Here is a 25521-nt window from a genome sequence, read left to right on the forward strand (position 1 = left end):
GACATGCCGTCCGGAAAGCCGGATCTTCGGAAAAGCCCCGACTCAGCAGCGGCGACGGCCCACCCCCGTTGATTACTGGGTTGTCCTGGATGCTGCAAGAATAAGGCGGTCGGACGGCGGCAGGTCAAACCGTGGCTCGATGCCCAGAAGCGGCGCGATCCGCTCGATCACCTTGCCGCCGGTCGGCACCGCGTTCCAGCCCGAGGTGATGAAACCTTTTGTTTCGGGCAGCGCCTGCGGCTCGTCCAGCATGATCAGGATCTGATATTTTGGATTGTCGGAGGGCATGATCGCCGTGAAGGAGTTGAGCACCCGCTTCTTGGCATAGCGGCCATTGATGACTTTCTCGGACGTGCCGGTCTTGCCGCCGACATAGTAGCCCTTGACGTCTGCCTGTCTCGCCGACCCGACCTCCGCATTGAGCCGCATCAGATACCGCATCTTGTCGCTGGTCTCTTGCTTGATCACGCGCTTGGCCATCGCCGCCGCTTCAGCTTCGCTTCGCTTCATGAAGGTCGGCGGAATCAAATAGCCACCGTTCATCAGCGCGTTGATGCCCATCACCGCCTGGAGCGGCGCCACCGACAGACCCTGGCCGAACGCGATGGTGACCGTGTTCAGCTCACTCCAGCGGCGCGGCACCAGCGGAGCCGCGCTCTCCGGCAGCTCGGTGCGCAGCCGCGTCAACTGGCCCATCTTGGCAAGGAACGCCTTGTGCGCCTCGACACCCTGGCCGAGCGCGATCCGCGCAGCGCCGATGTTGGAGGAGTAATAGAACACTTCCTTGGTGTTGATGAAACGTCCGAGCGAATGACTGTCGTGGATGGTGAACTTGCCGTAGTGCAGGTTTCCGCGTGCATCCCACGACGAGTTCAAATTGATCTTTCCGGAATCGAGCGCCATCGCCAGCGTGAACGCCTTGAAGGTCGAGCCCATCTCGTAGACGCCCGTGGTCAGGCGGTTGATGCGGTCGGGGTCGTGCGCTTCCTTCGGATTGTTGGGATCGAAATCCGGAAGCGAGACCATCGCCACGATCTCGCCGGTCTTGACATTCGAGACGATGCCGGAGGCGGCCTTGGTGTGGTACTTCTCCTTGGCCTTCAAGAGCTCGTCGCGCAGCGCGTGCTCGACGCGCAGATCGACCGACAGCTCGATCGGCTTCTGCAGGCGGTCGGTGGCAAAGCCTGCGCGGTGGAGATCGGCGAGCCCTTGATTGTCGAGCCACTTCTCCATGCCGGCGATGCCCTGGTTGTCGATGTTGACGAGACCGATGAGGTGGGCGACCTCGTTGCCGGTCGGATAGACGCGCTTGTTCTCGCGCAGGAAGCCGATGCCGGGAATGCCGAGCTTGTGGATGTCCTGTTGCTGCTTCGGCGTGATCTCGCGCTTGAGCCAGACAAAACCCTTTCGCGCCGACAAGCGCTCGCGCACCTCGGCCTCGTCGAGGTCGGGCACGGTGGCGGTGAGAAGCTCGATCGCCTCGTCCTTGTCGATGATGCGGCGCGGCTCGCCGAACAGGCTCGCGGCCTTGACGTCGGTCGCGAGGATCGCGCCGTTGCGGTCGACGATGTCGGGCCGCGCGGTCGCGACCACCTCTTGCGCGGCAGCACGGCGCGCGCTGTGGGCGTCGGCACCGATCGCGAACATCACGAGCCGGCCGCCGATCAGGACGTAGACCGAGGTAAAGGCGATCATCGCGAGGCCAACGCGCGCGCGCGCCTTCGCGGCGCGGTCAACGTTGCGCCCGTAGAGCAGGCTGCGGATCAGCCGCTGCCGCCAGGGCTCGGGCGGCTTTTGAGTTGGCTTGGCCGGGGTCACAGCGCTCATTGCTTGTCCTCGGGCTGAGGCACGGAGCCCGTCACCGTATCCGGCTCGCTCGCGGCTTCGATGGTGTTGAGCATGGCCCCGATCGGATCCGGCTCGCCTGGCCTGAACATCCGCGGCGGACGCTCCGGCAGGTTCTTCAGCGAGTCATATTGCGTGCCGTTGACCGGCTTGAGCGGCAGATGCCGGTCGGAAAGGCCCTGCAGACGCAAGGGCGCATCGAGCTTGGCCCATTCGGAGCGCAGCGCCGCGATTGCATCGCGCTGCTCGCGGATCTCCGCATGCAGCCGCAGCACCTTTTCGGTGCGCGCCGTGGAGTCCATCTTGATCCGGTAGACATAGGCCGCCGCGAAGATCAGCGCGCCGATGACGAGGAGGTGGATGAAGCGCATGCGCTAGCCACCCCTCATCACGTCGGCGAGCTTTGGCCAGGACGAGGTCTCGCCGTCGTCGTGCGCGGGCGCGGACGTGCGCTCGGCGGCACGCAGTTTTGCGGAACGCGCGCGTGGGTTATGGGCGACTTCCTCTTCGCCAGCGATCACCGGCCGCCGCGTCAGCAACTGGAAGCTCGGCGCGGTTTGCGCCACTTCCGGCAGATGCCGCGAACCGCCGCCTGTCTTGCTACGCTCGGAGAGGAAATTCTTGACGATGCGGTCTTCCAGCGAATGAAACGAGACCACCACGAGGCGGCCGTCCGGCCTGAGCACGCGCTCGGCCGCGGCGAGCGCGGTCTGGAGTTCCTCGAGCTCGTCGTTGACGAAGATGCGCAGGGCCTGGAACGTTCGCGTCGCCGGATGAATATCGCCGGGTTTCGAGCGCACGACCCGGCCGACGAGATCGGCGAGCGCGCGCGTTGTCGTGAACGGCGTCTCCTGCCGGTCGGCGACGATGGCGCGGGCGATACGGCGCGACTGCCGCTCCTCACCAAAGAGATAGATGATGTCGGCGAGATCGCTTTCCGAGGCGCGCGCGACGATGTCGGCCGCCGTCGGCCCCGCCTGCCCCATCCGCATGTCGAGCGGACCGTCGAGACGGAAGGAGAAGCCGCGGCCGGCCTGGTCGAGCTGCATCGAGGAGACCCCGACATCCATCACGACGCCGTCGACGGCATCGAAGCCTTGCGCCGCACAGACCTCGGCGAGATTGGAGAAGCGGTCCTCGACCAGCGTCAGCCGGCCCGCGGAGCGTTCGACCAGCTCAGCCCCGCCGGCGATCGCCGTGCGGTCGCGATCGATCGCAATCAGCCGGGTTCCCGGCACGTCGAGAATGGCGCGGCTGTAGCCGCCGGCGCCGAAGGTGGCGTCGATATAGATCCCGCCCGCGCGCGGCGCGAGATGATCGACCGCCTCACGGCCAAGAACGGGGATGTGCGGAACCGAGCTCATGCGCCACACCCGCAGAGCGTCCATGCGAGATCTGGGACGAGCGAGTCCATTACGCCTCGAATAATTCCGCGTCGCGGCGGTTCCACGACCCAACCCTCGTCCAGCATGGTTACCGAGCCCGGTCATCCCGGGCCGCAAACCCAGTGTTCCCAGTGGAATTTGTCGGGCAGCCATGGGATTTCGAGCCAAAATACGCTTTGGCCGCCTCCGGACGCGGGTCGGCTCTTCAATCCTCAGTAACGGCCCTTAGCGTTAAGAAAGCGTTGATCGGCTTGTTACAAGTCGAAAAGGTGACGCGTCGGTGATGCTCCATCCACACACATGCGCCAAAATGCATCCATTAACCGCGCCGCGCGATTGCGCGCGGCGGAGGGTAAAGGAATAGTAAAGAGAAGGGCTTGGCCCACTCTCTGTCCGACTTGAGCTGTCTATGTCGTCCGGTCCTTCCACGCCGTCTGGATCTGATTCGAAACGTCAACGCGTTCTCCCGGTTCCCAAGGCCGCGGCGAACACGCGGACGTTCGAGCCGGATTCCTCGATCGTCTCCGACATCATCCCTTCGCCGAACCATGGCGACCGCAACAAGGGACGGCAGCCGGATATGATCCTGCTGCACTACACCGGCATGCCCGACGTCGAGGGCGCGCTGGCGCGGCTGTGCACGGCGGGCACCGAAGTGTCGGCGCATTACGTCGTGCTGGAGGACGGCCGCATCGTGCAATGCGTGCCCGAGGCCAAGCGCGCCTGGCACGCGGGCGTCTCGTCCTGGGCCGGCGAGGACGACATCAACTCCTGCTCGATCGGCATCGAGATCATCAATCGCGGCCATGACTGGGGCTATCCGGAATATCCGTCGCGCCAGATTGCCGCCGTGATCACGTTGTGCCGCGGCATCATGCTTCGCCGCAACGTCGCCGCGCACCGGGTGCTCGGCCATTCCGACGTCGCGCCGGCGCGCAAGAAGGATCCCGGCGAGAAATTTCCGTGGCATTCGCTGGCCAATTCCGGCGTCGGACACTGGGTGACGCCCGCGCCGGTCGTGCGCGGCGAGAGCCTGATGCTCGGCACCATCAGCGACGAGGTGCTGAGCCTGCAGCAGGCGCTCGCCCGATACGGCTACGGCGTGCCGCTGACCGGCAAATACGACGCCGCGACGATGGAAGTCGTCACCGCCTTCCAGCGCCATTTCCGCCCGGCCCGGCTCGATGGTGTCGCGGATCACTCGACGCTGTCGACATTGCAGGCGTTGCTCGCAAGCCTGCCGGCGGGTGCAACGGCTGTCGCGGCGAAGTAACGGCGCAAGCCACACACTCCGGTCATTGCGAGCGCAGCGAAGCAATCCAGACTGCCTCCGCGGAAAGAGTCTGGATTGCTTCGTCGCTACGCTCCTCGCAATGACGGAATGTGCGGCGATTACTCCATCTCCCGCATCCGTCGCGCATACAGCCGCCGTAGCGGCTCCAGCTGCGTCGCCGCCGTCGCGGCGACATACGCCTCGCGCGCTTCGTCCTTGCGCCCAAGCCGTCGCAACAGATCCGCGCGCACCGCGGGCAACAGCTCGTAGCCGCCAAGCCCGCCGCGCGCGGTGATCGCGTCGACGAGATCGAGCGCGCGCGCCGGGCCGTCGACCATCGAGACTGCGGCGGCGTGGTTAAGCTCGATCACCGGCGACGGATTGATGCGCAAGAGCACTTCGTAGAGGCCAGCGATCTGCGGCCAGTCGGTCTGCTCGTAGCTCGGCGCACGGGCATGCAGCGCGGCGATCGCGGCCTGCACAGCATAGGGCTGCGGGCGGCCAGGCACGCGGAGCGCGTCGTCCACGAGACGCAGACCTTCCTCGATCTGCACACAATTCCAGAGCGAACGATCCTGCTCTTCCAGCAGAACGACGTCGCCGGCTGTGGTCTCGCGCCCGGCACGGCGCGCATCGTGCAGTAACATCAAGGCGAGCAGGCCTTTGATCCCGGCGCGATCCGGCATCAGCCGGTCGAGCAACCGGCCGAGCCTGATCGCTTCGACCGCGAGATCGGGCCGCATCAAATCCGCGCCCGAGGTCGCAACATAGCCTTCGGTGAAGACGAGATAGATCACGGCGAGCACGCCGTTGAGCCGCGGCGCAAGCGCGGCGTGCTCGGGCACTTCATAAGGAATGCCGGCGAGCCTGATCTTCTGCTTGGCGCGGACGAGGCGCTGCGCCATCGCATCCTCGCCGACGAGAAAGGCGCGCGCGACCTGCGCCATGGACAGCCCGCAGACGGTGCGCAGCGTCAGCGCGACCTGGACCTCGATGGCGAAGGCTGGATGGCAGCACGTGAAGATCAGCCGCAGCATATCGTCATCGAGCGTTGCTGGCGGCTCGTCGGGCGCCTGCGCGTTGAACTCGAGCTCATGCACGAGCGCCCGCTGCTTGCCGCGGAACACGGCCTGCCGCCGGATGCGATCGATCGCCTTGTTGCGACCGACATTGACCAGCCAGGCGCGCGGATTATCGGGCACCTCGCCCGCCGACCAGCGCTCCAGCGCGACCGCGAAGGCATCCTGGAGCGCGTCCTCGGCGAGATCGAAATCGCCGACGAGGCGGATCAGCGTGGCAAGCACCCGCCCCGCCTCGTCGCGAAAAATCCGAGCGATGTCGGCAGGACAGATCACTTGTAGATCATGACCGGCCTGACTTCGATGGATCCCTCTTTGGCCTCGGGAATCCGAGCAGCCAGTCCGACGGCGGTGTCCAGATCCTTGGCCTCGACCAGATAGTAGCCGGCGAGCTGCTCGCGAGTCTCCGCGAAGGGACCGTCGGTCGTCAGGGTCTTGCCCTCGCGCACGCGCACGGTGGTCGCCGTCGTGGTCGGCTGAAGCCCGTCGCCGGCCTTGAAATGGCCGCTCTGGACGATGGACTGCGTGTAAGTGCCGTACTCCGCCGACAGCGCCTGACGGTCCGCGGGGGACATGTTGATCATTTTCGCTTCGTTCCGGTAGATCAGCAGTAGGTACTGCATGGCTTACTCCTGTTGTTCGGCCTGATTGCCGACATCCAGTCGAACGGGGCCAACATCAAACGACATCCTCGGGATAATTATTCGATATTATGGGACGAGATCATTTGTAGATCATCACGGGCCTGACTTCGATCGAGCCGTCCCTGGCTCCGGGAATCCGCGCGGCCATCGCGATCGCTGCGTCGAGGTCTCTCGCCTCGACGAGATAATAGCCGCCGAGTTGCTCGCGGGTCTCGGCGAACGGACCATCGGTCGCGAGTACCTTGCCGTCGCGAACGCGAACGGTGGTCGCAGTCGAGGTCGGCTGGAGCCCGTCGCCGGCCTTGAAGTTGCCGCTCTGGACGATGGACTGGGTGTAGGCGGAATACTCCGCCAACAGCTTCTGGTAATCTGCGGGGTCCATCTTGCTCTGTTGAGCTTCGTTCCGGTAGATCAGCAGCAAATACTGCATCGCTTAACTCCTGTTGCTCGGCTGGATTGCCGGCATCCAGTCGAACCGGGCCCACGCCCAACGACATGTTCAGGATAAATTATTCGCAGCCGGCGTGCGCGGCGATCTCTGCTTGACGGAACCGTCACAAATGCCCCATGCGTAGCCGGTCAGTCGGCCGGACGGCCGCTCCGGCAGGTGCCGAAAGGCCGCCGGGGAGGAAAGTCCGGGCTCCCTTGACATACGGTGCCGGATAACGTCCGGCGGGGGCAACCCCAGGGAAAGTGCCACAGAGAACGAACCGCCCGCCGACGCCCCTTCGGGGCTCTGGCGCGGCAAGCCCTCGGGCCTGCCGTGCCGTAGCAGCGCAAGCTGCGAAGGCAGGTAAGGGTGAAAAGGTGCGGTAAGAGCGCACCGCGGCTCCGGCAACGGAGCCGGCATGGTAAACCCCACCGGGAGCAAAACCGAATAGGGACGGCGTAGCGGGCTGTTCGCGCAAGCGATAACGCCGCGGGGCGATGTCAGGCCCGCCGTCCGGGTAGGTTGCTCGAGGCCATGTGCAAACATGGTCCCAGAGGAATGGCCGTCACGCATCGTTCGCGCAAGCGGACGGTGCCTTACAGAACCCGGCTTACAGGCCGGCTGATATTCTAAAGCGTTTTCGAGCGAAGTGGTTTTCCGGTTCGCATGAAGAAAACGCGTCTTGCTAAGAAAGTGACGAGGGGTTCGATGCTGACCGCATCGAGCCCCTCACCATTTTGACCCGGCTGTCATTCCGGGGCGTGCGCAGCACGAGCCCGGAATCCATTCATCCACCGACTCTGCCGCCTGATGGATTCCGGGCTCTCGCTTCGCGAGCCCCGGAATGACGGCTGCGAACTAAGCGACAATCTCGTTCAACACGCCCATCAAAGCCTCGGGCGCCGTCACGTTCGGCGCATGACTGGCATCGAGCTCGAAATAGCGCCAGCCCTCCTCGCTCTTCGTGCGCTTCGCGAACTGCCCGAACACATCGCCCGGCGGAATGCGCCTGCAATAGATGTAGCTGCGCGGCATCGCCGGCTCGCCGTGTTCGAGCTTGAGCCTCGTCTCGAAACATTTGATCGGCATGTTGATGCGGCGCGCATTGAGCCAGTCGAGATCGGCCTGCGGCGTATCCGGCGGCGGCGGGTTCGGCGGAATGCGATAACCATCACCCGCAGCTGCTGCCTTGCGCATCGGCTCGCGCCCGCCCTCATTGAGATCGAACAGCGACTGACCGTCACGCGGCACGAAGGCGTCGAGATAGATCAGTTGCGTGACGCGCTCACGCGCGCGGTCGGCGACGCCGGTCGCGACCATGCCGCCATAGCTGTGGCCGAGCAGCACGATGTTGTCGAGGTCCTCGAACTTGATGACGTTGAGGATATCCTGGATGTGCGTCTCGAGATCGATCGCGGGACTGGCCAGATGCGCGCGCTCGCCGAGCCCGGTGTAGGTCGGCGCCACCAGGCCGTGGCCGGCCTGCGCCATCAGCGGATGCATCTTCTTCCAGGCCCATCCGCCGGACCATGCGCCATGACAGAGCAGAAAAGTCTTCGCGCGTGCGGCCATCGGCGTTTCCATCGTTCTTGTTTGTACGATGGAGTGTAACGGCCGCGCGCGCGATGTAAACGCTGCGGCCTCTCAGGCCGCGCGGGTGTTCACCTTCACGAGGACGGGTGCGACGGCCTCGCGCCGCAGCTTGCCCGCCTCAAAACCATGCATGCCGATCTGCCATTGCAGGCCGACGATGGCGCCCTTGGTCGGCTGCAGCAGCGCGAGCGAAGCGAACAGCGTCACCGGCAACCACACGGCCAGTTGCAGCCAGACCGCCGGCGCGTAGGCCGTCTCGACCGCGAGGATCGCCGGCACGACGAGGTGACCAACAACGACCATCACCAGATAAGCCGGGAAGTCATCGGCGCGCTGGTGAAACAGCTCCTCGCCACAATGGTCGCAGCTGTCCGCGACTTTCAGGAAACGGCGGAACATGTGTCCTTCGCCGCAGTTCGGGCACTTGCCCAAGAAGCCGCGCCACATCGCCTTCGTGAGAGAGACTGAACCGGTTGCCATGACAGCACCTCTTCCTTTTCGCTGATCCATACAATAATATCTTGCATCCATACATTCAAAGGATATGGGCCTAAGTTGCATGGATTGGACCCCTACAATCTCGGAGCTGAGCGGGCCGCGCTACCAGCGCATCGTCGAGGCCATGGAGGCCGACATCGCCGCAGGCCGGCTGGTGCGCGGCCAGCAGCTGCCGACGCAGCGCGCGCTGGCGAAGGCCCTCGGCATCGACCTCACCACGGTGACGCGCGCCTACACCGAGGCGCGGCGCCGCGGCATCATGGACGCCCGGGTCGGACAAGGCTCATTCGTATCCGAGACCAGCGCGCGCCGCGCGGTCGACATGCCGCACCCGGTCGCGATCGACCTCTCGATGAACGTGCCGCCGCATCCGCTCGAAGCGCAACTCGATGAGCGGATCATTGCCGGGATGGAAGCCATCCGCGCGCAATCGGGCCTGACGGCGCATCTCAACTATCAGCCGCCCGGCGGCAGCGCGCATGAGCGCGAGGTCGCGGCCCGCTGGATGCGTGCACGCGTTCCGCACGCGCACGCCGACAGGCTCGTGATCTTTCCCGGCACGCAGACGATCCTGTTCAACCTGCTCGCGCATTTCGTACGGCCCGGCGACGTCGTGCTGACGGAAGCGCTCACCTTCCCCGGCATCAAGGCCGCCGCGGCGCGGCTCGGCGTCAGGCTCGTCGGTGTCGCCATGGATGACGGCGGCATCCTGCCCGATGCGCTGGCGAAGGCCTGTCGCGCGCACAGGCCGAAGGCCGTCTATCTCATTCCAACGCTGCACAATCCGACCACGGCGACGCTTTCCGCCGAACGGCGCAATGCCATCGCCAAGATCATCAGCGATGCCGATACGACGCTGATCGAGGACGATGCCTACGGGCTGCTCGACCGTTCGGCATCGCCGATCGCAAACCTCATTCCGGAGCGGACCTATCTCGCGACCACGCTGTCGAAATGCATCGCGCCGGCGCTGCGCGTCGCCTATCTCGTGACGCCCGACAACGCTGCGCAGCGGGACATGCGTGCCGGCCTGCAGGCCACCGTGCAGATGCCGGCACCGCTGATGGTCGCGTTGGTGACGCATTGGATCGAGAACGGCATCGCCGATCGCATCATCACCGCCATCCGCAACGAGGCGATCGGCCGCCAGCAGCTTGCGCAGCGCGCGCTGAAAGGCATTCAGTTCCTGGCCAAACCCGCCGCCCATCATCTCTGGCTGCGGCTGCCGGAGGGCCGCCCTGACGTCGCCGCGCATCTGTTGCGGAATGGACTTGCAGTCGTCGCCGGCGATGCTTTCACTGTGGACGGAACACCGCCGCATGCCGCGCGCGTCTCGCTCGGCGCCGCGCGCAATCGATCGGAGCTGACGGAAGCGCTGCGCATCCTGGTCGGCGCGCTGCACAGGCCGGCCGACACAAGGCAGATCGTCTAGACTCTTCTTATTGGTGGTGACGGCGGTGGCGCGGGCGAACGACCGGCGTCACACCAGACGGATAAGCCGCATAGGCCTCGCTCGGTGCCACTGTCTCGCCACGAGCTTGGCGCGCCGCAGGCGTGAGCTGGCCGCCGTTCAGCACATCGCGGTCGGGATGGGCGGCCTGATAGGCCGCAGGTTCGGAGAACTGCGCCTGCGCCATCGTCGGCATCAGGGCCGCCGCAGACAGCAGCGCGGCTGCAACGGCAATCTTCGTGCGGGTCATGGTCGTTCTCCATCATCTCGTTCGGGGAAAGGCCAATGAGAGCGCATCATGGCGTCGGGCAGGCCCCCGGATTGAAGTATGGTCATCATGTAGGCCTGCCTTTGGCGAATGCCCGCGGTTGGGGATCACGCTTGCGTGCGGTTTTGGAATTGACCTGCACGGCCGCAGCCGTGCTATGCGGGCGTTGGCGATCAACAGTTCGGGATCGTCCGTTGCGACAAGGACAATCTGTTGGAAACGCTCACTTATGCGCTGCTGCTGTTCGGCGCGCTGGCCGGTGGCTTCGTCTCGGGACTGGCCGGCTTCGGGACCGCGCTGATGGCGCTCGGCATCTGGCTCTACGTCCTGCCGCCCTCGCTCGCGGTGCCGCTGGTGCTGATCTGCTCGGTGATCGCGCAGACCTCGACGCTGCCGTCGATGTGGAAGAGTTTTGACTTGTCGCTGGTCTGGCCGTTCCTGATCGGAGGCCTGATCGGCGTGCCGCTCGGCACCATGCTGATCGCCTCCGCCGATCCAAAAGTGTTCAAGCTGAGCGTCGGCGTGCTGATCCTGATCTTTTCGACCGCTCTCTATCTCAACAAGAGGCCCCTCGCCGTGACGTTCGGTGGCCGCATTGCCGACGGCGCGATCGGCTTTGCCGGCGGCATTCTCGGCGGCCTCGCCGGATTGTCCGGGCCGCTGCCGATCCTCTGGGCCAATATCCGCGGCTGGAACAAGCACGAGCGGCGCGGCATCTTCCAGCTCTTCAATTTCACCGTGCTCGCGACCGCGCTGGTGTTGCAGACGGCATCAGGTCTCGTCGAATTCAAGGTGGTCTGGCTCGCGCTGGTCGCCTTTCCGGGCACGCTGATCGGCGCCTGGGCCGGCGCCCGCGTCTATCACGCGCTGAACGACAAGCATTTCGGCGACGTCGTGCTCGGCCTGTTGTTCCTGTCGGGCGTGACCCTCGTCTGGAACAGTATTGCCGCGCTCTAGCTCGATGCTCTCTTCGCGGCGAGCGCCATGCCGCCGGCGACGCCGACACCGAGCACGTAGATCCAGCCCGAGGTGAAATCGAACAGATGCGTGTTGAGCAGTGAGGACAGCATGTTCTGCACCACGACCAGCATGCCGATCCAGCAGGCCAGCCCCTCGCCGCGAAACATCAGAAGGTGCGCGATCCACAGCGCGTAGAGGACCAGCACGCCGACGCTGCCCCACTGCACGGCATTGCTGAGGGTCTGATTGTGCGGGTTGCTGACGATCTCGCCGCGCAGCGGGTCGTCGTGCGGATTGGCGGCCACGCCGGTGAACAGACCGCGGATCGAGCCGGTGCCGTGCCCGATCAACGGCGCGTCGGCGATGAACCCGAGGGACTTCCGCCAGTATTCGAGACGCGAGCCCATGCCGCTGATCGAATTATTGTCGGCCTCCAGGCTCCTTTCATAATCGCTCTGGAACTTGCCGACGGTCGCGCGCAGATGCGGCGAGACGGCCCAGAGCGCTACGGCGATCAACGCCGTCGCAGCGCCGGCGACGAGCGCCGCCCGCCAGCGCAGATGCAGCAGTGCAAACACCACGAGCAGGACCGGCAGCGTCACCAGCGCCGTGCGCGAGACCACGACGAACATCATGTTGGCGAGGAAGCCGAGCGCCAATACGGCGAACAACGCCGCGATCCGAACGCGGCCCTGCTGGACAAGCGTCACGATCGGGTAGACCAGCGCGATCGCACAGAGCGCGAATTCCTGGCTCTGGTCGATATAGTTGCGCACGGCGATCCCGCTCTCGACCTGGTAGGGCCCGCGCGACAGATAGAGCTTCAGCGAGAGCCTGGGATCGATCGCGACAGTGAAGGAGTACAGCATGAGCAGCGTGCAGGAGACCAGGAACGCCGCAAAAACCCATTTGCCGTAGGGCCAGCGCTCGAACTGGTAGATCAGCAGCGGGATCACCAGCAGTTTTGCCGGCGGCCCGAGCGCGTGCAGCCGCTCGGCCCAGGGCGCAACCGACCAGAGCGTGCCGACGAGTGCCAGCACGAACAGCGCGATCGGCAGCAGGCAGATCGGGCGCAGCAGCGAGCGCGGGAGCTCGCGAAGGTCGATGAAAGCAAAGGCGATCAGCCACGGCACGAGCGCAAAAGTCACGCCGGTGGTGCTCCAGGGCAGCAGCAACGCGACCAGCGCGGCGAACCGGGCCGGTGTGCGGTAGCGCGCCGCCCAGATCGCGGAGAGCCAGGACGCTCGTCCCTGCTCGTTCAACACCTCGGTCATTGCTGTCCCTTGCAGATTCGCACCATCCCACGGCGCGGCAAACTAGCCGGAGCCGTGGGTGGGCGACAAGCGCGCGTCCGTTCGATCTGCTACGCGGGCTCGCGCATGGGAGGCACAACCGGCTCGGGATTTGCCGGCTTCGCGACCTTCTCCTGTGCCGGCAACACAAGGCGTTTTCTGAACTCCCGGAGCAACAGCCACACGCTCAGGGCGGCCTGCAGCGTGGTCGTCGCGATCGACAAATACCAGACATGCTCCATCCGGAAGCCCGGCCACGTCGAGAGCCAGATCGAAGGCAGGGAATAGGTGAGAACCCGCGTCGCCGAAGTCCACAGCACCGGCTTGGTGTTGCCAAGTCCCTGAAACATGCTGGAGCAAGTAAAGATCAGCCCCTGCGCCACCATGTTGAGCGAAACGAGGCGCAGGAACAGCGACGCAACCGCCATCGTCTCCTGATCCCTCGAGAAGCCGGCAAGCAACAGACCAGGCGCGAACTGCGCGAGGATCATGAAGACAATCATCACGGCGGTCGCGATAAGCGACGCCTTGACAAAGGTCTCCCGCACACGTGCGCCATTGCCGGCGCCGAAATTCTGGCCGGCGATGGGCCCTGCAGCGAGGGCAATGGCGAGCGCCGGCATCTGGATCAGCCCGAGGAGACGCGTCCCGATGCCAAACCCCGCCTGCGCCGCCGGGCCAAAAACGCTCAGCACGTAATAGCCCACGGCCATGATGATGAAGATCATCGCAAATTCCCCGCCGGCGGGCAGGCCAACATTGAGGATCCTCTTCCACTGCCGCAGCTGCGGCCGCCATTGCTCGGGGTGAAACGCGACGTAGCGCTCCAGCTTGAGGAAATAGCCGAGCAGCATCAGCACGCCGACGAAGACGGCGATCGAGCTGGCAAGGCCGGCACCGGCGACACCGAGCGCATGTCCGGTGCCCCAGCCCGTGATCAGCACCGGCGCCAGCGCGATGTTGATGACCACGGCCAGCGCCTGCACCAGCATGCTCGGCCGCACGATGCCGGTCGCCCGCAATGCGGACGCCATCACTTGCGTGGCGAATTGCAGCGCCAGCGCCGGCATGAACCAGAGCAGATAAACGGTACCGGCTTCGACCGTAGCTTCGTCGGCTGCAACCGCGCGCATGTAGGGGCGCGACAGCGCGAAGCCCGCGACCAATGTCAGGATCCCAAACAGCACCGACATGACGACCGACTGGTTGAAGACCAGATTGGCGTCGCCGCGGTCCTTCCGCCCCACGGCGTGCGCCATCAGCGCAACCGTGCCGACGCCGAGCACCTGCATCAGCGCATTGACCAGAAAGCCCGCATTACCGGCCGCCGCGACGCCGGCGATCGCCGCCTCGCCCAGACCCGAGACGAAATACAGATCGACGAGCTGACAGATCATGATCGTGATCATGCCAACCACGATCGGAGGCGCCATGCTCAGGATGTGGCTCACGATGGAGCCGCGCGTCAGGTCCTTCATCTCATTCCATCCTTAACGGCGTGACCGCGGGACTTTCGTCCCACTGCCGCGCGCCTCTCATTCCGCCGCCGCGATGCGCCCGAGCTCCACCACCTGGCGCTCGAACAGGCCGCGATAGATGCCCGCTGGCTTGCCCGCGAGCATGGCATGGGTACCTTGCTCGACGATCTCGCCGCGGTCGAACACCAGGATCCGATCGAGGCTGCGCACCGTCGACAGGCGGTGCGCGATCACGATCGAGGTGCGGCCCTTCATCAGCCGCTCCATCGCCTGCTGGATCAGCGCCTCCGATTCCGAATCGAGGCTCGAGGTCGCCTCGTCCAGGATCAGCACCGGCGCGTCCGCCAGGAAGGCGCGCGCCAGCGCCACGCGCTGCCGCTCGCCGCCCGACAGCTTCACGCCGCGCTCGCCAACCAGCGTGCCGTAGCCCTTCGGCAGGCGCAGGATGAAGTCGTGCGCATTCGCCAGCCGCGCCGCATGCTCGATGGCCTCGAGGCTGGCACCGGGCCGGCCATAGGCGATGTTCTCCGCAAGCGTGCGGTGGAACAGGATCGGCTCCTGCTGCACGATCGCGATCTGGCTGCGCAGCGATTGCTGCGTAGCGAGCGCGATGTCCTGCCCGTCGATCAGCACGCGACCACCGGAGACGTCGTACAGCCGCTGCACCAGCTTGACGAAGGTCGTCTTGCCGGAGCCGGAGCGGCCGACCAGGCCGACGCGCTCGCCGGCGCGGATCGTGACCGACAGTCCGTCATACAGTGGCGCGCGGTGGCCGCCATAATGGAACGTGACGTCGTCGAACACGATCTCGCCGGCCTCGATCGCGATCGGCCGCGCACCGGCCGCATCGGCAATCCCGATCGGCTCGCCATGGATCGCCACCAATTCGTCCATGTCGTTGACAGAGCGCTGGAGGTTGTTGATGTGCATGCCGACGTCGCGCAGATAGGCGTGGATGACGTAATAGCTCGTCAGCACATAGGTGACGTCGCCGGGCGAGGCGTGCCCGGACATCCACAGCAGCACCGCGCCGCCGATCACGGACGCACGCAGGCATAGCAGCAGCGAGAGCTGCGCCATGGCCGTGTAGTTGTAGCGAAACCAGGTCCGCCGCACGCGCACGCGCCAGCGGTTGATGACGCGGGCGAGCCGCGTATCCTCGCGCGCTTCGGCGCCGAAGGATTTCACCACGGCGTTGCAGGTCAGCGCGTCCGCCAGCGTACCGCCGACCTTGGTGTCCCAGGCGTTGGAGACGCGCGCGGCCGGCGCGATGTAGCGCGTCGAGAACAGCACGGTGATGGCGACGTAGAAAAGCGCGCCCACCGCGATCACCGCGCCGAGCGACGTCCAGTGCAGGCCGATCAGGACCATGGAGCCGATCAACACCAGCAGAGACGGCGCCAACGCCATCAGGATGGTGTCGTTGAGCAGGTCGAGCGCCCACATGCCGCGGGTGATCTTGCGCACCGTGGAGCCGGCAAAGGAGTTGGCGTGCCAGTCGGTCGAGAAGCGCTGGACGCGCGTGAAGGCCTCCTGGGCGACATCCGACATGATTTTGAGCGTGAACGGGACGATCGCCTGGAGACCGATCAACCTCAGCACCACGGACGCCGCTCCGAGCGCCACGATGGCGCCGAACGCAACCAGCGCCGCGCGGCGCGCGTCGGGATCGGACGAGCCGCGCGTCAGCGCATCGACCAGATGTCCGGAGAATACCGGCATGAACAGGTCGGCGATGGTTGCGCCCAGCAGGCCGCCGGCCACGATCAGGCCGCGTCCGGGCTGCTTCAGCCAGTGCCGGAATACGAAGGGCAGCACCACGCGTATGGCTGCCGGCCTTTTTGACAGAGAGGTCATGACATTATCCGGCCGCTTTCGGCGCGGGCCGGCTCCATCGACGGACGCAAGTCCGCCACGGAGGCTGACCGGCGTCACTCACAGCTGATTTTGACTTGGGAAGTGGAGAGATCGGGACTCGTGACCCGATCGAATCTGGCGGAAGGGGCCTCTAACAGGCCGCGTACATACCGAACCAGGCGATCATCGAGCGCGGGCGTACGATCTGCGAATGCGACGAAATCATGCAAATCCCTCCCCGGTTGGCTTCAATGAGGTGCGCTTTATAGATGTATCGTTTCCGGTTTGCAACGGGGCTTCCGCGAATTCACGGACGAGTGTTGCAATTTGGTGCGTGGCGCCTTGGTCCGGCATCGCCGCCGCCTCAATCTCCGCTGTCATGCCCCGGCTTGACCGGGGCATCCAGTACTCCGCGGCGATAGTTAGCTCACACAATTTCCGCCGCGGAGTGCTGGATCGCCCGCCTCCGCGGGCGATGACACCTCGTAAGCCGCTTGCCTCAGTGCGCGTCGCCGCCACCGGTCATCGAGGCCGGTTTGCTCAGCAGCGTGACCAGCAGGCTGAGGCCGAGATAGAACAGCGTCAGCGCGAAGAAGGCATCGCCAAAGCTCATCACCACGGCCTGGCGGTGCACGATCTGGCTGAGCTGCTTCATCGCCATCAGCGTGGAATCGCCGAGCCCCTGGAATTTCTGCATGAACATGGTCAGGGTTTCGGTCGCGGTCGCATTGCCCCAGGTCACCCGCTCCTGAAGGCGGGTGATGTGCAAATCGGTGCGGTTGTTGAGCACGGTGTTGATGACGGCAAGGCCGACCGCGCCGCCGAGATTGCGCATCAGGTTGAACAGACCGGAGGCGTTCTTCACCCTGTCGGGCGCCAGCGTTCCGAGCGCGATGTTGTTGGTCGGCACCATCGCGAACATCATGCCGATGCCGCGCAGGATCTGCGGCACCAGCAGCTCGTAGAAATCGTAGTCGCGCGTGATCCAGGTCATCTGGTAGGAGCCGATCGCGAACACGACGAGACCGAACGCGATCATGTAGCGCATGTCGACCTTCACCATGAGACGACCGACCAGCGGCGCGACCAGGAACATGGTGATGCCCGAGACGAACATGGTCTCGCCGATCATCAGCGCGCTGTAGCCGCGCACTTCGGCGAGGTAGCGCGGATAGATGTAGGTCAGGCCGTAGAGCCCGATACCGATGCAGAACTGCAGGACGCAGCCGACCGCGAAATTGCGGTTGGAGAAGGTGCGCAAATTGACGATCGGCTCGGCCGCGGTGAACACGCGCCAGAAGAAGGCGATCGCCGAGACCGCGCAGATCCAGGCGCAGATCGCGACGGACGTGTCCTGCATCCACTCATGTTGCGGACCTTCCTCCAGCACATATTCCAGCGTGCCGAGGAAGCCGGCCATGAAGAGCAGGCCCCACCAGTCGAAGCGGTCGAGCAGCTCGAAATGCGGCTCGTCGAAATCGACCAGCGCCAGCACGCCCAGGGTGATGCCGATGCCGGGCACGACGTTGATGAAGAACAGCCAGTTCCACGACATCAGATCGGTGATGTAGCCGCCGACCGTCGGGCCGATCGTGGGAGCCAGGGTCGCAACAAGCCCGATGATGGGACCGACGATGTGGAATTTGGAGCGCGGGAATACGGTATAGGCCGAGGCGAACACGGTCGGGATCATGCCGGCGCCCAAAAAGCCCTGAAGGGCACGCCAGAGGATCATCTCCTCGATCGTGGTGGCGAAGCCGCAGAGCAGGCTCGAGGCGGTGAAGCCCGCGGCCGAGATCGCGAACAGCAGCCGCGTGCCGAAAGCGCGCGAGAGAAAGCCCGACAGCGGAATCGCGATCACTTCGGCGATCAGATAGGCGGTCTGGACCCAGGCGACCTCGCTGGAGCTTGCCGACAGGCCTGCCTGGATTTCACTGAGGGACGCCGAGACGATCTGGATGTCCAGGATCGACATGAACATCCCGAACACCATGATGATGAAGGCGAACAGCCGCTTCGGCGCGATGCGCTCCGAGTCGGGGTTCGCCATCATGGCGGGTGAGGCGGTGGTGGCGTTGGCCATGGTCTGACCTCGCAGCGCTCGATTTGTGGCTACTGCGGGTGGATCGCGGTGGGATCGTCGAGATCGATCTCGCTGTCGGCGTCGGCCGCGCCCTTGTTGGTATCGACGGTCGCATACACCGACATGCCGGCGCGGAGCAGGTTCTGCTTCGCCACCGACTTCGGCACGCGGATGCGGACCGGCACGCGCTGCACGATCTTGGTGAAGTTGCCGGTGGCGTTGTCAGGTGGCAGCAGCGTGAACACCGAGCCCGCGCCCGCTGCGATGCTGTCGACGATTCCGGAGAACTTGCGCATGCCGTAGGCATCGACCTTGATTGTCACCGGCTGGCCGGGACGGATGCGCTTGAGCTGCGTTTCCTTGAAATTGGCATCGATATAGACGTCGTCGAGCGGCACGATGTTGCCGAGGCGCTGGCCGACCGCGACGAAGTCGCCGGCGCTGACCAGGCGGTTCGAGAACGTGCCGTCGACCGGCGCGCGCACCGCGGTGAAGGCGAGATCGCGCTCGGCCTTGGCGAGCGAGGTCTTGAGCTCGGCGAGCTGCGCCTGCGCTTCGGCCTGCTGCGCCTTGGTGACGTGGACATTGCTGACCGCGACGTCGTAGGCGGCCTGGGCGGCCTTGACCGCGGCGGCGCCCTGGTCGCGTCCGGCTTCCGAGCTTTCGAACGTGGCGCGCGAGGCAAAGCCCTTGCTGCTCAGCGCCTGCTGGCGCTCATAATCGAGATCGGCACGCTTGAGGCCCGCCTCGGCCGAGACGAGCTGCGCCTTGGCCTGTGCAACCTGGCTGTCGAGCGCTGCAATCTGGCGGCCGATGCGATCGATGGTGGCCTGCTGGGTCGCGATCCTGGTCGCGGCGGCATCGACCGCGATCTTGTAGTCGCCGTCATCGATGCGGAAGACGACGTCTCCGGCGCGCACGGTCGTGTTGTCGCCGGCGAGGATCGAAGAGATGTGGCCGGCAACGCGCGCGCCCAGCATGGTGTTGTTGGCGCGGACATAGGCGTCGTCGGTGGAGACGTAGAAGCGGCCGACCAGCGTGTAGTAGCCGGCATAGCTCGCGGCCGCGAGCGCCAGCACGAGGCCAACACCCATCAGGACGAATTTGCGCTTGCCGGGCTTCGGCGCGTCGGCGGCAGCGGGTGCAGCCGGCTTGTCGGTCACGGGCGTCTCCGGCGCCTCATTGGTGCGGCGCTTGGTTTCCTCGGCCACATGAGAGCGCAACTGTTCGGCAAGGGCGACGGATTTCTCGGTCGCAGCCTCACTGCCGGCCTGCTCCGACGTCGTCTCCACCGCTTCCTGGCGAAGGACGCGCGCAGCCTGGTCTCTCGATACGGCCATAAAGGCCTCCCCAACAAAAAAGCGGCGACCAGGGACGGCCGTCCTGCGGCCGGTTCCCTCTCGCCCATCCCAAATATCATTGACCGAACGGTTCGGTCAACATAGATAATATTCCCGGGCAGGACCCTACTGGCCCGAATCCTTTATTTGGGTTTCATGGGTCGGGCCCGATCCAGAAACCTTCCGAGACGCTGAACCAATGGTTGTATCCGGCCGCGAACATCTCCACGTCGTCCAAGAGGAGGACAGCTCCAAGCGCCGCCAGATCCTGGACGGAGCCCGCAAGGTGTTCATGGATCTCGGTTTCGACGGCGCCAGCATGGGCGAGATCGCGCGCGCCGCGCAGGTCTCCAAGGGCACGCTCTACGTCTACTTCGCCGACAAATGCGCGCTGTTCGAAGCCATCCTCGAGCAGGAGGCGCTCCAGCACGGCCAGGTCGTTTTCAATTTCGATCCCGCGCGCGATGCCGAGACCACGCTGAAGGATTTTGGCCGGGCCTATATCCATCTGCTGTGCCGGCCCGGCGGCGGCTCGGCGATCCGCACCGTGATGGCGATCGCCGAGCGCATGCCCGACGTCGGCCGCCGCTATTATCTGCGCGTGCTGGACAAGACCATCAACCGGCTCTCCGAATATCTCAAAATCCATGTCGCTTCCGGCGATCTCAAGATCGACGATTGCGACCTTGCCGCGTCGCAGTTCATGGAGCTGTGCAAGGCCTCGCTCTTCCTGCCGTTCGTTTTCCAGGCCGCGCCCGCGCCGTCGGAAGAGCGCATGACCGAGGTCGTCGACAGCGCAACGCGGATGTTTCTGGCGGCGTACAGGGCGAAGTAGCAGCGGCGGCCCACGCGTTGCGCAGCCCGCTGCCGCGGCATTATATTAAGCGCCATGTCCCGTGATCTTCGCCCGCCTGTCGATATCCTCCATTACGAGATCGTCCAGGAACAGGCCTCAGCGCTTGGACGGATGGGCAGTGCACTCGAACAGAGTCTTGCGCGCCTGCGCGAATTCGACGCCGCTCACGCGCGCTCGGAAGTGCCGGCCTCAATGCAAGCGGCGCGGCGCAAGCTGGTGATGGAAGCCGGCCAGGCGCTCTGGATGCTCGTGGTGCAACGTGAGGCGACCGGCTTGCGCGACAGCCGCCATATCATGCGGACCTACAACGTTCCGGGCGAGGTGCAGCGGTGCATGGGGCTGGTCCCCGCACCGTCGAAGCCGGCCTCGAAGTGACTGTCCGGCACCCAGGGACTAGGCCCCGATCTCTTCCATCTTGCGCCACCCATGCAGGACGCGGCGCCCCTCCCGGGTGAATGCGAAGCAATTGCCGCCGCCGGCCGCCTGATCGTGAACGCGTTCGATGGCATGACCGGCAAAATGGCAGAACAGCAGCGTGCCGACGGCACCGTGGCCGACGAACAGAACGTCGCCCGGGCGATTGCGGGCGAGCACCGCCTCGGTCTCGCGCACGATGCGCGCCTGCGCATCGACGGCGCGCTCCCAGCCGCGGACGCTGAGATGTGGCTGCGCGAAAAACTGGTCGGCGACCTCCTCGAACTTGGCCGGCTTCAGGAAGCCGGTCGCCGAACGGTCGTTCTCATGCATGGCCTCGCGGATCTCGATCATGATTCCGAGCGGGCCTGCGATGATCTCCGCGGTCTCGATCGCCTTGCGCTCGGCGCTCGAGACGATCTGCGTGGTGTTCGCGAGCCAGCCCGCATTCGCCAGCGCTTCGGTGCGCGTTCGACCGACCGGGCTGAGGCCCCATTGCGGCACGGGTACCGCGGGATCGATTTGCACCTGCGGATGGGTGAGATAGCGGACGATATCGGCGGTCATCTTACTCGTCGGCGTACTCGTCCTCTTCCTGCTTGCGCGTCGTGCTCTTGCGCGTTCCAAGCGAGCCCGTGACATAGGGATCACGCCGACCGGCGTAAGGGTTGCGCTGCTGGGCGCGGCCGGCAACCTCGTCGCCCGAGACGGCGGCGGGCTGGCAGATCAGGCGGCGGCTGGCGCGACGCATCAGATCCACGTGGATATGATCGTAGTGATAGACGTTCGAGCCCGGCGCGAGCACCGTGGTGAAATGCGCGCACGCACCCGACTGCACGTCGCGCAGGAACCCCTGCTCTTCCGGCATGCCGCGCCAGCCGTCCTTCACGGTGACGCGGCGGCCGTCGGCGAGCACGAAGGCGGCGATGTCGAGCGCGTTGCCGAAGGCGTGCTCGGAAATGTGGGCGTGCGAGTTGCCGTTCATGCCGCGGCAGGAATAGGCGGAGATCTGCTTGATCTCGACGACGCGGGCACCGAACCAGCGCATCGCCGATGGCTGCACGGTGTCGGCGAGCCAGCGGTCGAGCTCGGACACGATCGGACAGGCGAGCGTCGCGGTCGGCTTGATCGCGACGGGGCCGACGGCGATGACGGGATTGCCCTGCGCCGGACCAAGACGCGGCAAGGGTTGCTGCGCAGGCGCCTGCGAGTACGGCGCCGGCCGCGCCGGATAGCTCGGCGCATTCATGTAGCGAGCGGCGCCCGCGGCATCGGTGCCTTCGGGCGGCAGGTCGATCTCGTCCTCTTGCTGTGCCACGCCGGGCGCGTTCAGCGACATCGGGCCGGGCGAATTGCCATAGCCGGAGGGCTGGCGCACCGCGCTCTCGGGATAGTTCGACCGCTGCGGATAGGAGGATGCCGGATAGTTCTGGCTCCGCGGAGCGTTCGATCGCGGCTGCGTCACCGGCCATCGCGGCTGGCCGCCGACACTCCCCGGCGGGCGCAGTTCCTCGTCGGCAAAGCCATAGCTGCCCGAGGCTTCACCGATGGCGGCGACTTTCAACGGGAACTCGGCGCCGCACATGCCGGGGCCCGAGATCGGGTCGATGCGGACGAGATCCGGCCCCTCTTTCACCGCGCCCGATTTCAGGCATGCGGCTTCGGCCTCGGCCCGCCACGGTTCGCGTTCGGCCTGGAAAAAACCGCGTCCGCAACCCGCAAGCGAAACAAGGACGATGGAGCCGACGAGATACAAACGAACTCCGCGCGTCATGCACGCACGTTCGGTGAATTTACTTAAAGACTCTTCAACGTGTTGATTTCAGTGTTCTTTAACCATACCGGCGCGCACGCGCGTGCGCCGCCCGACAGCAGCGGAAGCAAGGCTGACTTTTTCGGAGAGAGACTCTCTGTTAACCATGATGCGCTCGCACGGGGGACAACAGCGGGAGCGATTTTATGACGTTCGCCGGGAGACTGAGCGTTATCACCGCGTGCCTCGCCATGGCCTTTGTCGGCGCCATCGTGCTCGGCATGATCTAGAGACATCACCGACCGCATCACGGGCTTGCCCGGCGGCGCCGGATCATCCGGCCGTCGGGCCTATTGCCGTGCTCAGAAATTCGAGCAGGACGATCCCGTGACGCCGCCGATCTTGAAGTCGTGGCAGACGAGACCGGGATTGTCAGGATCGGGATAGCCGTCGTCCTTCTCGCGAACCGTATGACTGAAGCGCCAGCCCCGCGTGCGCATGCAGCGCTTGTATTGCGCTGAGGTCACCGTGCCGTTCTGCGGCGCACCGTTGCGCGTCGCAGAGCGCGCTGTCGACATGCAGCGCATCGTCGCCGCGCTGCTGCTTCAGCATGTTGTTCCAGATGTCGGTGTCGGCGTGGGCCGGGATCGCGCTGCTGATCAGCAGCGCGGCGATGAGGCCGAGACTTTTCATGTTCGCTCTCCTTGCATGCGTCGTCAGCCATCGGTCGCGTGCAAGCGAGAAGCAGGTTCGGTGCGGGACGATTACAAATTGGACAGGGGATCTTTCTTTTCCTTCTCCTCTTGAGGGAGAGGGTAAGCAGCACGCCTGCCCGCGAAAGACTACGACCTTGCCCCCCACTGCCGTGATGTCGTGATCACCTTCTGCTGCCGCTCCTCGACGCGCGTCCAGTCGTTGCCGGAGCACCAGAAGCGGCCGAGCGCGCAGGCTTCGACGCGAAGCCTGCCGGAGGCCGTCAGCGTCATCGTCCCATAATAGGTGCTGCCGCTGGAACGGCTGTAGATGCTGCCGGTCCAGGAATCGTGCGTTTTCGGCTTCATGTTGACGAGCACGCTTTCGCCCCGGCTCGAGGCTTCGGTCAGCGCATAGCCGCACAGCGCGGCGCCGCAGCGTTCGATGCGAACCGTGCCCTTCGCGCCGGCGCTCTCCCATTCGCCGAGCGGCGAATAAGCCGGCTCGTCATCGCTGCGCTGGGCGATCGATGAAGTCTCGTCGATCTCGGGCCTCGGAGCGACGGCTGTCGCCTCCACGCGCGGCGGATCGACCAGGATGGTCTTCGGCGGATCCATGCGCGGCAGCTCAACTCTCGGCGGATCGGGGCTCGGCGCCTCGAGTCTTGGCGGCGACGGCAGGACTACAGGCTGCGATGTGGCCGCGGCCATGACGGGGGCGGGCGGCGCTGGCGGTGCCACGACGACGGCCGCTGGCGCCGGCCTGACCGGAGCTACCGGACAAGCCGGTTGCTGCGGCGCGACCGCGGGCGGCGGAGCAGGTGTCGTATCGGCATCGTTCGTCCGCCGGAGGCTGCGATTGGATGAAACCGACACGCAGGAAGCAGACCGGCAGTTCCGCGGCGCCTCGACATGAAACCGGTGGCCGCCGATCGAGAAGGTGTAGGAACCGGCGTAGGAACCGGCTTGGGCTGAAGACGCCATCGCCACCAAAGCGATCAATGTGCCAAGCGATGTCGCAAGCCGCTTCATCGGTGCCTCCCTCTGTGTCGCCATGAGGTTACGCGGGATGATCCACAGCTGAATGTGCGCTGCCTCACCCAGCCGGCACGGATCGTTGTGACGTCCATCACAGAAGTCGGGACAGGCCCGGCGTAGGGTCGAACCACGCTTCATCCACCAGCGACACCAGTTCAGACCGGCACAATTTTCAGAGGTTGCCATGAACAAGCTCACCATCGCCGCCACCACGCTCTTCCTCGTTTCGACCGCCGCCGCGCATGCCGGCAACTCGATTGCGTTCGAGATCGAAGGCCAGCACATCCGCATCGAGACGCCGCGCAACTGCGCCTCGCTCAATTGCGTGACGATCGTCGCGCCGGGCCTGTCGGATAGGCCGATCAAGCTGAACAACATCAACCTCAAGGGCCTCGGCGGCTCCAAGGACGACGACGACGACACCACGCCAGCTCCGTCCACGACGACCGCGCAGCCGGCGCCGGCTCCGGTGCAGCAGCAGCCCGTGCAACAGGCGCCGGTGCAGGCGACCGTGCCGGCCGCGCCTGCTGTCGCCGCCCCCGCGCCTCCCGCCACGGCGGTTGCCGCGGCTCCGACGGCCGGCTACGACAACACCGCACAGACCGCGCCCGTCGCAGCTCCCGTCGCCGCGCCTGCGCCGGTCGCGATTGCTCCCGCGCCCGCTCCGGCTCCGGTGGCCGCCGCGCCGGCGTCGGCCGCCAATACGCCGATCGGCGTCTGGGCGACCGAAGAGAACAAGGGCAATGTCCGCGTCGAACAGTGCGGCGCCAATCTCTGCGGTTACGCCATGAAGTCCAACGAGCGCATCCTGATCAACATGAAGCCCGACGGCGCGAAGTGGAGCGGCCGCATCCACGATCCCGACTCCGGCCGCAACTACGACTCCACGATCGCGATGAAGGGCCCGAATGCGATGCGCGTGCAGGGCTGCGCCTTCGGCGGCATGTTCTGCGGCGGCCAGACCTGGAAGCGCGTGAGCTGACACCGGAGGTGTAATGATCGTCATGCCCGGGCTTGTCCCGCCTGCGCGGCCGAAGCCGCTTCGGCGAGGCGAAGGCCCGGGCATCCACGTTCTCAGGACCTCGCGTCAAGGCGTGGATGGCCGGAACAAGTCCGGCCATGACGATCCGAGAGACACTGCGCCACAAGCGAACAAACTCTATCCCCTCACCCTGAGGAGCCTGCGCAGTAGGCGTCTCGAAGGGCAAGGCCCGGATCGACAGCTGGGCCTCTATGGTTCGAGACGCGCGCAAGGGCGCGCTCCTCACCATGAGGGGAGAGAGCGCCGTTTGA

Annotated in this window: 25 protein-coding genes and 1 other RNA gene; 8 read left to right on the forward strand and 18 right to left on the reverse strand. The window is 65.4% G+C overall.

The window, feature by feature from the left end; all coding sequences use genetic code 11:
- Nucleotides 1-72: 72 nt before the first annotated feature.
- Genes ABIA90_RS21080 through rsmH form a run of 3 tightly spaced genes read right to left on the reverse strand, consistent with a single transcriptional unit; the run spans nt 73 to nt 3209 of the window.
- Nucleotides 73-1827: a peptidoglycan D,D-transpeptidase FtsI family protein gene (locus ABIA90_RS21080; RefSeq protein ID WP_354119518.1), complete on the reverse strand. Its 1755-nt coding sequence runs from the start codon at nt 1825-1827 to the stop codon at nt 73-75.
- Nucleotides 1824-2216 carry a cell division protein FtsL gene (gene ftsL / locus ABIA90_RS21085; protein WP_354119517.1) on the reverse strand — a complete coding sequence of 131 codons (393 nt, stop codon included), beginning with the start codon at nt 2214-2216 and terminating at the stop codon, nt 1824-1826. Before ftsL ends, ABIA90_RS21080 begins: the two co-directional genes overlap by 4 nt.
- A 3-nt stretch (nt 2217-2219) precedes the next feature.
- Nucleotides 2220-3209 carry a 16S rRNA (cytosine(1402)-N(4))-methyltransferase RsmH gene (rsmH, locus tag ABIA90_RS21090; RefSeq protein ID WP_354119516.1) on the reverse strand — a complete coding sequence of 330 codons (990 nt, stop codon included), beginning with the start codon at nt 3207-3209 and terminating at the stop codon, nt 2220-2222.
- 430 nt (nt 3210-3639) lie between these two features.
- On the opposite strand from rsmH, the gene ABIA90_RS21095 reads away from it, so the two are divergent.
- Entirely contained in the window at nt 3640-4503 is an 864-nt protein-coding gene (locus ABIA90_RS21095) for an N-acetylmuramoyl-L-alanine amidase (protein WP_354119515.1), read from the forward strand.
- A gap of 119 nt (nt 4504-4622) precedes the next feature.
- Here ABIA90_RS21095 and ABIA90_RS21100 read toward each other — a convergent pair whose 3' ends face one another.
- The 3 genes from ABIA90_RS21100 to ABIA90_RS21110 all read right to left on the reverse strand — a co-directional run bounded on the left by ABIA90_RS21100 (nt 4623) and on the right by ABIA90_RS21110 (nt 6656).
- A complete protein-coding gene (locus tag ABIA90_RS21100) occupies nt 4623-5858 on the reverse strand; it encodes an RNA polymerase sigma factor (protein WP_155794952.1) in 1236 nt (411 codons plus the stop codon).
- Complete coding sequence (locus tag ABIA90_RS21105) at nt 5855-6205, reverse strand: YciI family protein (RefSeq protein ID WP_063981533.1); 351 nt, start codon at nt 6203-6205, stop codon at nt 5855-5857. Before ABIA90_RS21105 ends, ABIA90_RS21100 begins: the two co-directional genes overlap by 4 nt.
- A gap of 100 nt (nt 6206-6305) precedes the next feature.
- Nucleotides 6306-6656 carry a YciI family protein gene (locus ABIA90_RS21110; RefSeq protein WP_063981532.1) on the reverse strand — a complete coding sequence of 117 codons (351 nt, stop codon included), beginning with the start codon at nt 6654-6656 and terminating at the stop codon, nt 6306-6308.
- A 149-nt stretch (nt 6657-6805) separates the two neighbouring features.
- Here ABIA90_RS21110 and rnpB point away from each other — a divergent pair.
- Nucleotides 6806-7285: RNase P RNA component class A (gene rnpB / locus ABIA90_RS21115), an RNA gene on the forward strand.
- Nucleotides 7286-7514: 229 nt separating this feature from the next.
- On the opposite strand, the gene ABIA90_RS21120 is transcribed toward rnpB, so the two are convergent.
- Entirely contained in the window at nt 7515-8228 is a 714-nt protein-coding gene (locus ABIA90_RS21120) for an alpha/beta fold hydrolase (protein WP_354119514.1), read from the reverse strand.
- A gap of 72 nt (nt 8229-8300) precedes the next feature.
- Nucleotides 8301-8759 carry a DUF983 domain-containing protein gene (locus tag ABIA90_RS21125; protein WP_354119513.1) on the reverse strand — a complete coding sequence of 153 codons (459 nt, stop codon included), beginning with the start codon at nt 8757-8759 and terminating at the stop codon, nt 8301-8303.
- A 49-nt stretch (nt 8760-8808) separates the two neighbouring features.
- Here ABIA90_RS21125 and ABIA90_RS21130 point away from each other — a divergent pair, with 49 nt between their 5' ends.
- A complete protein-coding gene (locus tag ABIA90_RS21130; protein WP_354119512.1) occupies nt 8809-10179 on the forward strand; it encodes an aminotransferase-like domain-containing protein in 1371 nt (456 codons plus the stop codon).
- Between the two features lie 7 nt (nt 10180-10186).
- Here ABIA90_RS21130 and ABIA90_RS21135 read toward each other — a convergent pair whose 3' ends face one another.
- Nucleotides 10187-10447, reverse strand: coding sequence for a hypothetical protein (locus tag ABIA90_RS21135; protein ID WP_166101958.1), 261 nt, complete (start codon nt 10445-10447; stop codon nt 10187-10189).
- 231 nt (nt 10448-10678) lie between these two features.
- Here ABIA90_RS21135 and ABIA90_RS21140 point away from each other — a divergent pair, with 231 nt between their 5' ends.
- Nucleotides 10679-11422, forward strand: a complete 744-nt coding sequence (locus ABIA90_RS21140) for a sulfite exporter TauE/SafE family protein (RefSeq protein ID WP_354119511.1) — start codon at nt 10679-10681, stop codon at nt 11420-11422.
- On the opposite strand, the gene ABIA90_RS21145 is transcribed toward ABIA90_RS21140, so the two are convergent.
- From ABIA90_RS21145 to ABIA90_RS21165, 5 genes are all read right to left on the reverse strand, one after another.
- A complete protein-coding gene (locus ABIA90_RS21145; RefSeq protein ID WP_354119510.1) occupies nt 11419-12699 on the reverse strand; it encodes an O-antigen ligase family protein in 1281 nt (426 codons plus the stop codon). The genes ABIA90_RS21140 and ABIA90_RS21145 overlap by 4 nt on opposite strands.
- Nucleotides 12700-12788: 89 nt before the next feature.
- Nucleotides 12789-14195, reverse strand: coding sequence for an MATE family efflux transporter (locus tag ABIA90_RS21150; RefSeq protein WP_354119509.1), 1407 nt, complete (start codon nt 14193-14195; stop codon nt 12789-12791).
- 57 nt (nt 14196-14252) lie between these two features.
- Nucleotides 14253-16052 (reverse strand): ABC transporter ATP-binding protein, encoded by a 1800-nt coding sequence (locus ABIA90_RS21155; RefSeq protein ID WP_354119508.1) that lies wholly within the window; start codon nt 16050-16052, stop codon nt 14253-14255.
- 499 nt (nt 16053-16551) lie between these two features.
- Nucleotides 16552-18135 carry a DHA2 family efflux MFS transporter permease subunit gene (locus ABIA90_RS21160; protein ID WP_354119507.1) on the reverse strand — a complete coding sequence of 528 codons (1584 nt, stop codon included), beginning with the start codon at nt 18133-18135 and terminating at the stop codon, nt 16552-16554.
- A gap of 29 nt (nt 18136-18164) precedes the next feature.
- Complete coding sequence (locus ABIA90_RS21165) at nt 18165-19475, reverse strand: HlyD family secretion protein (RefSeq protein ID WP_354119506.1); 1311 nt, start codon at nt 19473-19475, stop codon at nt 18165-18167.
- A 199-nt stretch (nt 19476-19674) separates the two neighbouring features.
- On the opposite strand from ABIA90_RS21165, the gene ABIA90_RS21170 reads away from it, so the two are divergent.
- Both ABIA90_RS21170 and ABIA90_RS21175 read left to right on the forward strand, forming a co-directional pair.
- Nucleotides 19675-20310 (forward strand): TetR/AcrR family transcriptional regulator, encoded by a 636-nt coding sequence (locus tag ABIA90_RS21170; protein ID WP_354119505.1) that lies wholly within the window; start codon nt 19675-19677, stop codon nt 20308-20310.
- A 54-nt stretch (nt 20311-20364) separates the two neighbouring features.
- Nucleotides 20365-20706: a DUF6665 family protein gene (locus tag ABIA90_RS21175; RefSeq protein ID WP_085399263.1), complete on the forward strand. Its 342-nt coding sequence runs from the start codon at nt 20365-20367 to the stop codon at nt 20704-20706.
- A gap of 18 nt (nt 20707-20724) precedes the next feature.
- Here the strand turns inward: ABIA90_RS21175 and ABIA90_RS21180 are convergent, their stop codons facing one another.
- The 3 genes from ABIA90_RS21180 to ABIA90_RS21190 form a co-directional block, all read right to left on the reverse strand.
- Nucleotides 20725-21312 carry a histidine phosphatase family protein gene (locus ABIA90_RS21180; RefSeq protein ID WP_354119504.1) on the reverse strand — a complete coding sequence of 196 codons (588 nt, stop codon included), beginning with the start codon at nt 21310-21312 and terminating at the stop codon, nt 20725-20727.
- A gap of 1 nt (nt 21313) precedes the next feature.
- Nucleotides 21314-22519 carry an extensin-like domain-containing protein gene (locus ABIA90_RS21185; RefSeq protein WP_231143177.1) on the reverse strand — a complete coding sequence of 402 codons (1206 nt, stop codon included), beginning with the start codon at nt 22517-22519 and terminating at the stop codon, nt 21314-21316.
- A 341-nt stretch (nt 22520-22860) separates the two neighbouring features.
- Entirely contained in the window at nt 22861-23076 is a 216-nt protein-coding gene (locus tag ABIA90_RS21190; protein ID WP_354119503.1) for a hypothetical protein, read from the reverse strand.
- Between ABIA90_RS21190 and ABIA90_RS21195 the strand changes: the two genes are divergently transcribed.
- Entirely contained in the window at nt 23075-23305 is a 231-nt protein-coding gene (locus ABIA90_RS21195) for a hypothetical protein (protein ID WP_354119502.1), read from the forward strand. The genes ABIA90_RS21190 and ABIA90_RS21195 overlap by 2 nt on opposite strands.
- Nucleotides 23306-23340: 35 nt before the next feature.
- Here the strand turns inward: ABIA90_RS21195 and ABIA90_RS21200 are convergent, their stop codons facing one another.
- Complete coding sequence (locus tag ABIA90_RS21200) at nt 23341-23808, reverse strand: DUF2147 domain-containing protein (protein WP_354119501.1); 468 nt, start codon at nt 23806-23808, stop codon at nt 23341-23343.
- Nucleotides 23809-24412: 604 nt separating this feature from the next.
- Between ABIA90_RS21200 and ABIA90_RS21205 the strand changes: the two genes are divergently transcribed.
- On the forward strand, nt 24413-25210 hold the full coding sequence (locus ABIA90_RS21205; RefSeq protein WP_354119500.1) for a DUF2147 domain-containing protein: 798 nt from the start codon (nt 24413-24415) through the stop codon (nt 25208-25210).
- The last annotated feature ends 311 nt before the right edge of the window (nt 25211-25521 follow it).

Source organism: Bradyrhizobium sp. LA6.8, from assembly GCF_040547935.1.
GTDB classification, from domain to species: Bacteria; Pseudomonadota; Alphaproteobacteria; order Rhizobiales; family Xanthobacteraceae; genus Bradyrhizobium; species Bradyrhizobium barranii.

Coding starts and splice junctions, on each gene's coding strand:
- ABIA90_RS21080 (WP_354119518.1), bottom strand. CDS start 1,827: ATGAGCGCTGTGACCCCGGCCAAGCCAACTCAAAAGCCGCCCGAGCCC.
- ftsL (WP_354119517.1), bottom strand. CDS start 2,216: ATGCGCTTCATCCACCTCCTCGTCATCGGCGCGCTGATCTTCGCGGCG.
- rsmH (WP_354119516.1), bottom strand. CDS start 3,209: ATGAGCTCGGTTCCGCACATCCCCGTTCTTGGCCGTGAGGCGGTCGAT.
- ABIA90_RS21095 (WP_354119515.1), top strand. CDS start 3,640: ATGTCGTCCGGTCCTTCCACGCCGTCTGGATCTGATTCGAAACGTCAA.
- ABIA90_RS21105 (WP_063981533.1), bottom strand. CDS start 6,205: ATGCAGTACCTACTGCTGATCTACCGGAACGAAGCGAAAATGATCAAC.
- ABIA90_RS21110 (WP_063981532.1), bottom strand. CDS start 6,656: ATGCAGTATTTGCTGCTGATCTACCGGAACGAAGCTCAACAGAGCAAG.
- ABIA90_RS21120 (WP_354119514.1), bottom strand. CDS start 8,228: ATGGCCGCACGCGCGAAGACTTTTCTGCTCTGTCATGGCGCATGGTCC.
- ABIA90_RS21125 (WP_354119513.1), bottom strand. CDS start 8,759: ATGGATCAGCGAAAAGGAAGAGGTGCTGTCATGGCAACCGGTTCAGTC.
- ABIA90_RS21130 (WP_354119512.1), top strand. CDS start 8,809: ATGGATTGGACCCCTACAATCTCGGAGCTGAGCGGGCCGCGCTACCAG.
- ABIA90_RS21135 (WP_166101958.1), bottom strand. CDS start 10,447: ATGACCCGCACGAAGATTGCCGTTGCAGCCGCGCTGCTGTCTGCGGCG.
- ABIA90_RS21145 (WP_354119510.1), bottom strand. CDS start 12,699: ATGACCGAGGTGTTGAACGAGCAGGGACGAGCGTCCTGGCTCTCCGCG.
- ABIA90_RS21150 (WP_354119509.1), bottom strand. CDS start 14,195: ATGAAGGACCTGACGCGCGGCTCCATCGTGAGCCACATCCTGAGCATG.
- ABIA90_RS21155 (WP_354119508.1), bottom strand. CDS start 16,052: ATGACCTCTCTGTCAAAAAGGCCGGCAGCCATACGCGTGGTGCTGCCC.
- ABIA90_RS21160 (WP_354119507.1), bottom strand. CDS start 18,135: ATGGCCAACGCCACCACCGCCTCACCCGCCATGATGGCGAACCCCGAC.
- ABIA90_RS21165 (WP_354119506.1), bottom strand. CDS start 19,475: ATGGCCGTATCGAGAGACCAGGCTGCGCGCGTCCTTCGCCAGGAAGCG.
- ABIA90_RS21170 (WP_354119505.1), top strand. CDS start 19,675: ATGGTTGTATCCGGCCGCGAACATCTCCACGTCGTCCAAGAGGAGGAC.
- ABIA90_RS21175 (WP_085399263.1), top strand. CDS start 20,365: ATGTCCCGTGATCTTCGCCCGCCTGTCGATATCCTCCATTACGAGATC.
- ABIA90_RS21180 (WP_354119504.1), bottom strand. CDS start 21,312: ATGACCGCCGATATCGTCCGCTATCTCACCCATCCGCAGGTGCAAATC.
- ABIA90_RS21185 (WP_231143177.1), bottom strand. CDS start 22,519: ATGACGCGCGGAGTTCGTTTGTATCTCGTCGGCTCCATCGTCCTTGTT.
- ABIA90_RS21195 (WP_354119502.1), top strand. CDS start 23,075: ATGCAGCGCATCGTCGCCGCGCTGCTGCTTCAGCATGTTGTTCCAGAT.
- ABIA90_RS21190 (WP_354119503.1), bottom strand. CDS start 23,076: ATGTCGACAGCGCGCTCTGCGACGCGCAACGGTGCGCCGCAGAACGGC.
- ABIA90_RS21200 (WP_354119501.1), bottom strand. CDS start 23,808: ATGGATCCGCCGAAGACCATCCTGGTCGATCCGCCGCGCGTGGAGGCG.
- ABIA90_RS21205 (WP_354119500.1), top strand. CDS start 24,413: ATGAACAAGCTCACCATCGCCGCCACCACGCTCTTCCTCGTTTCGACC.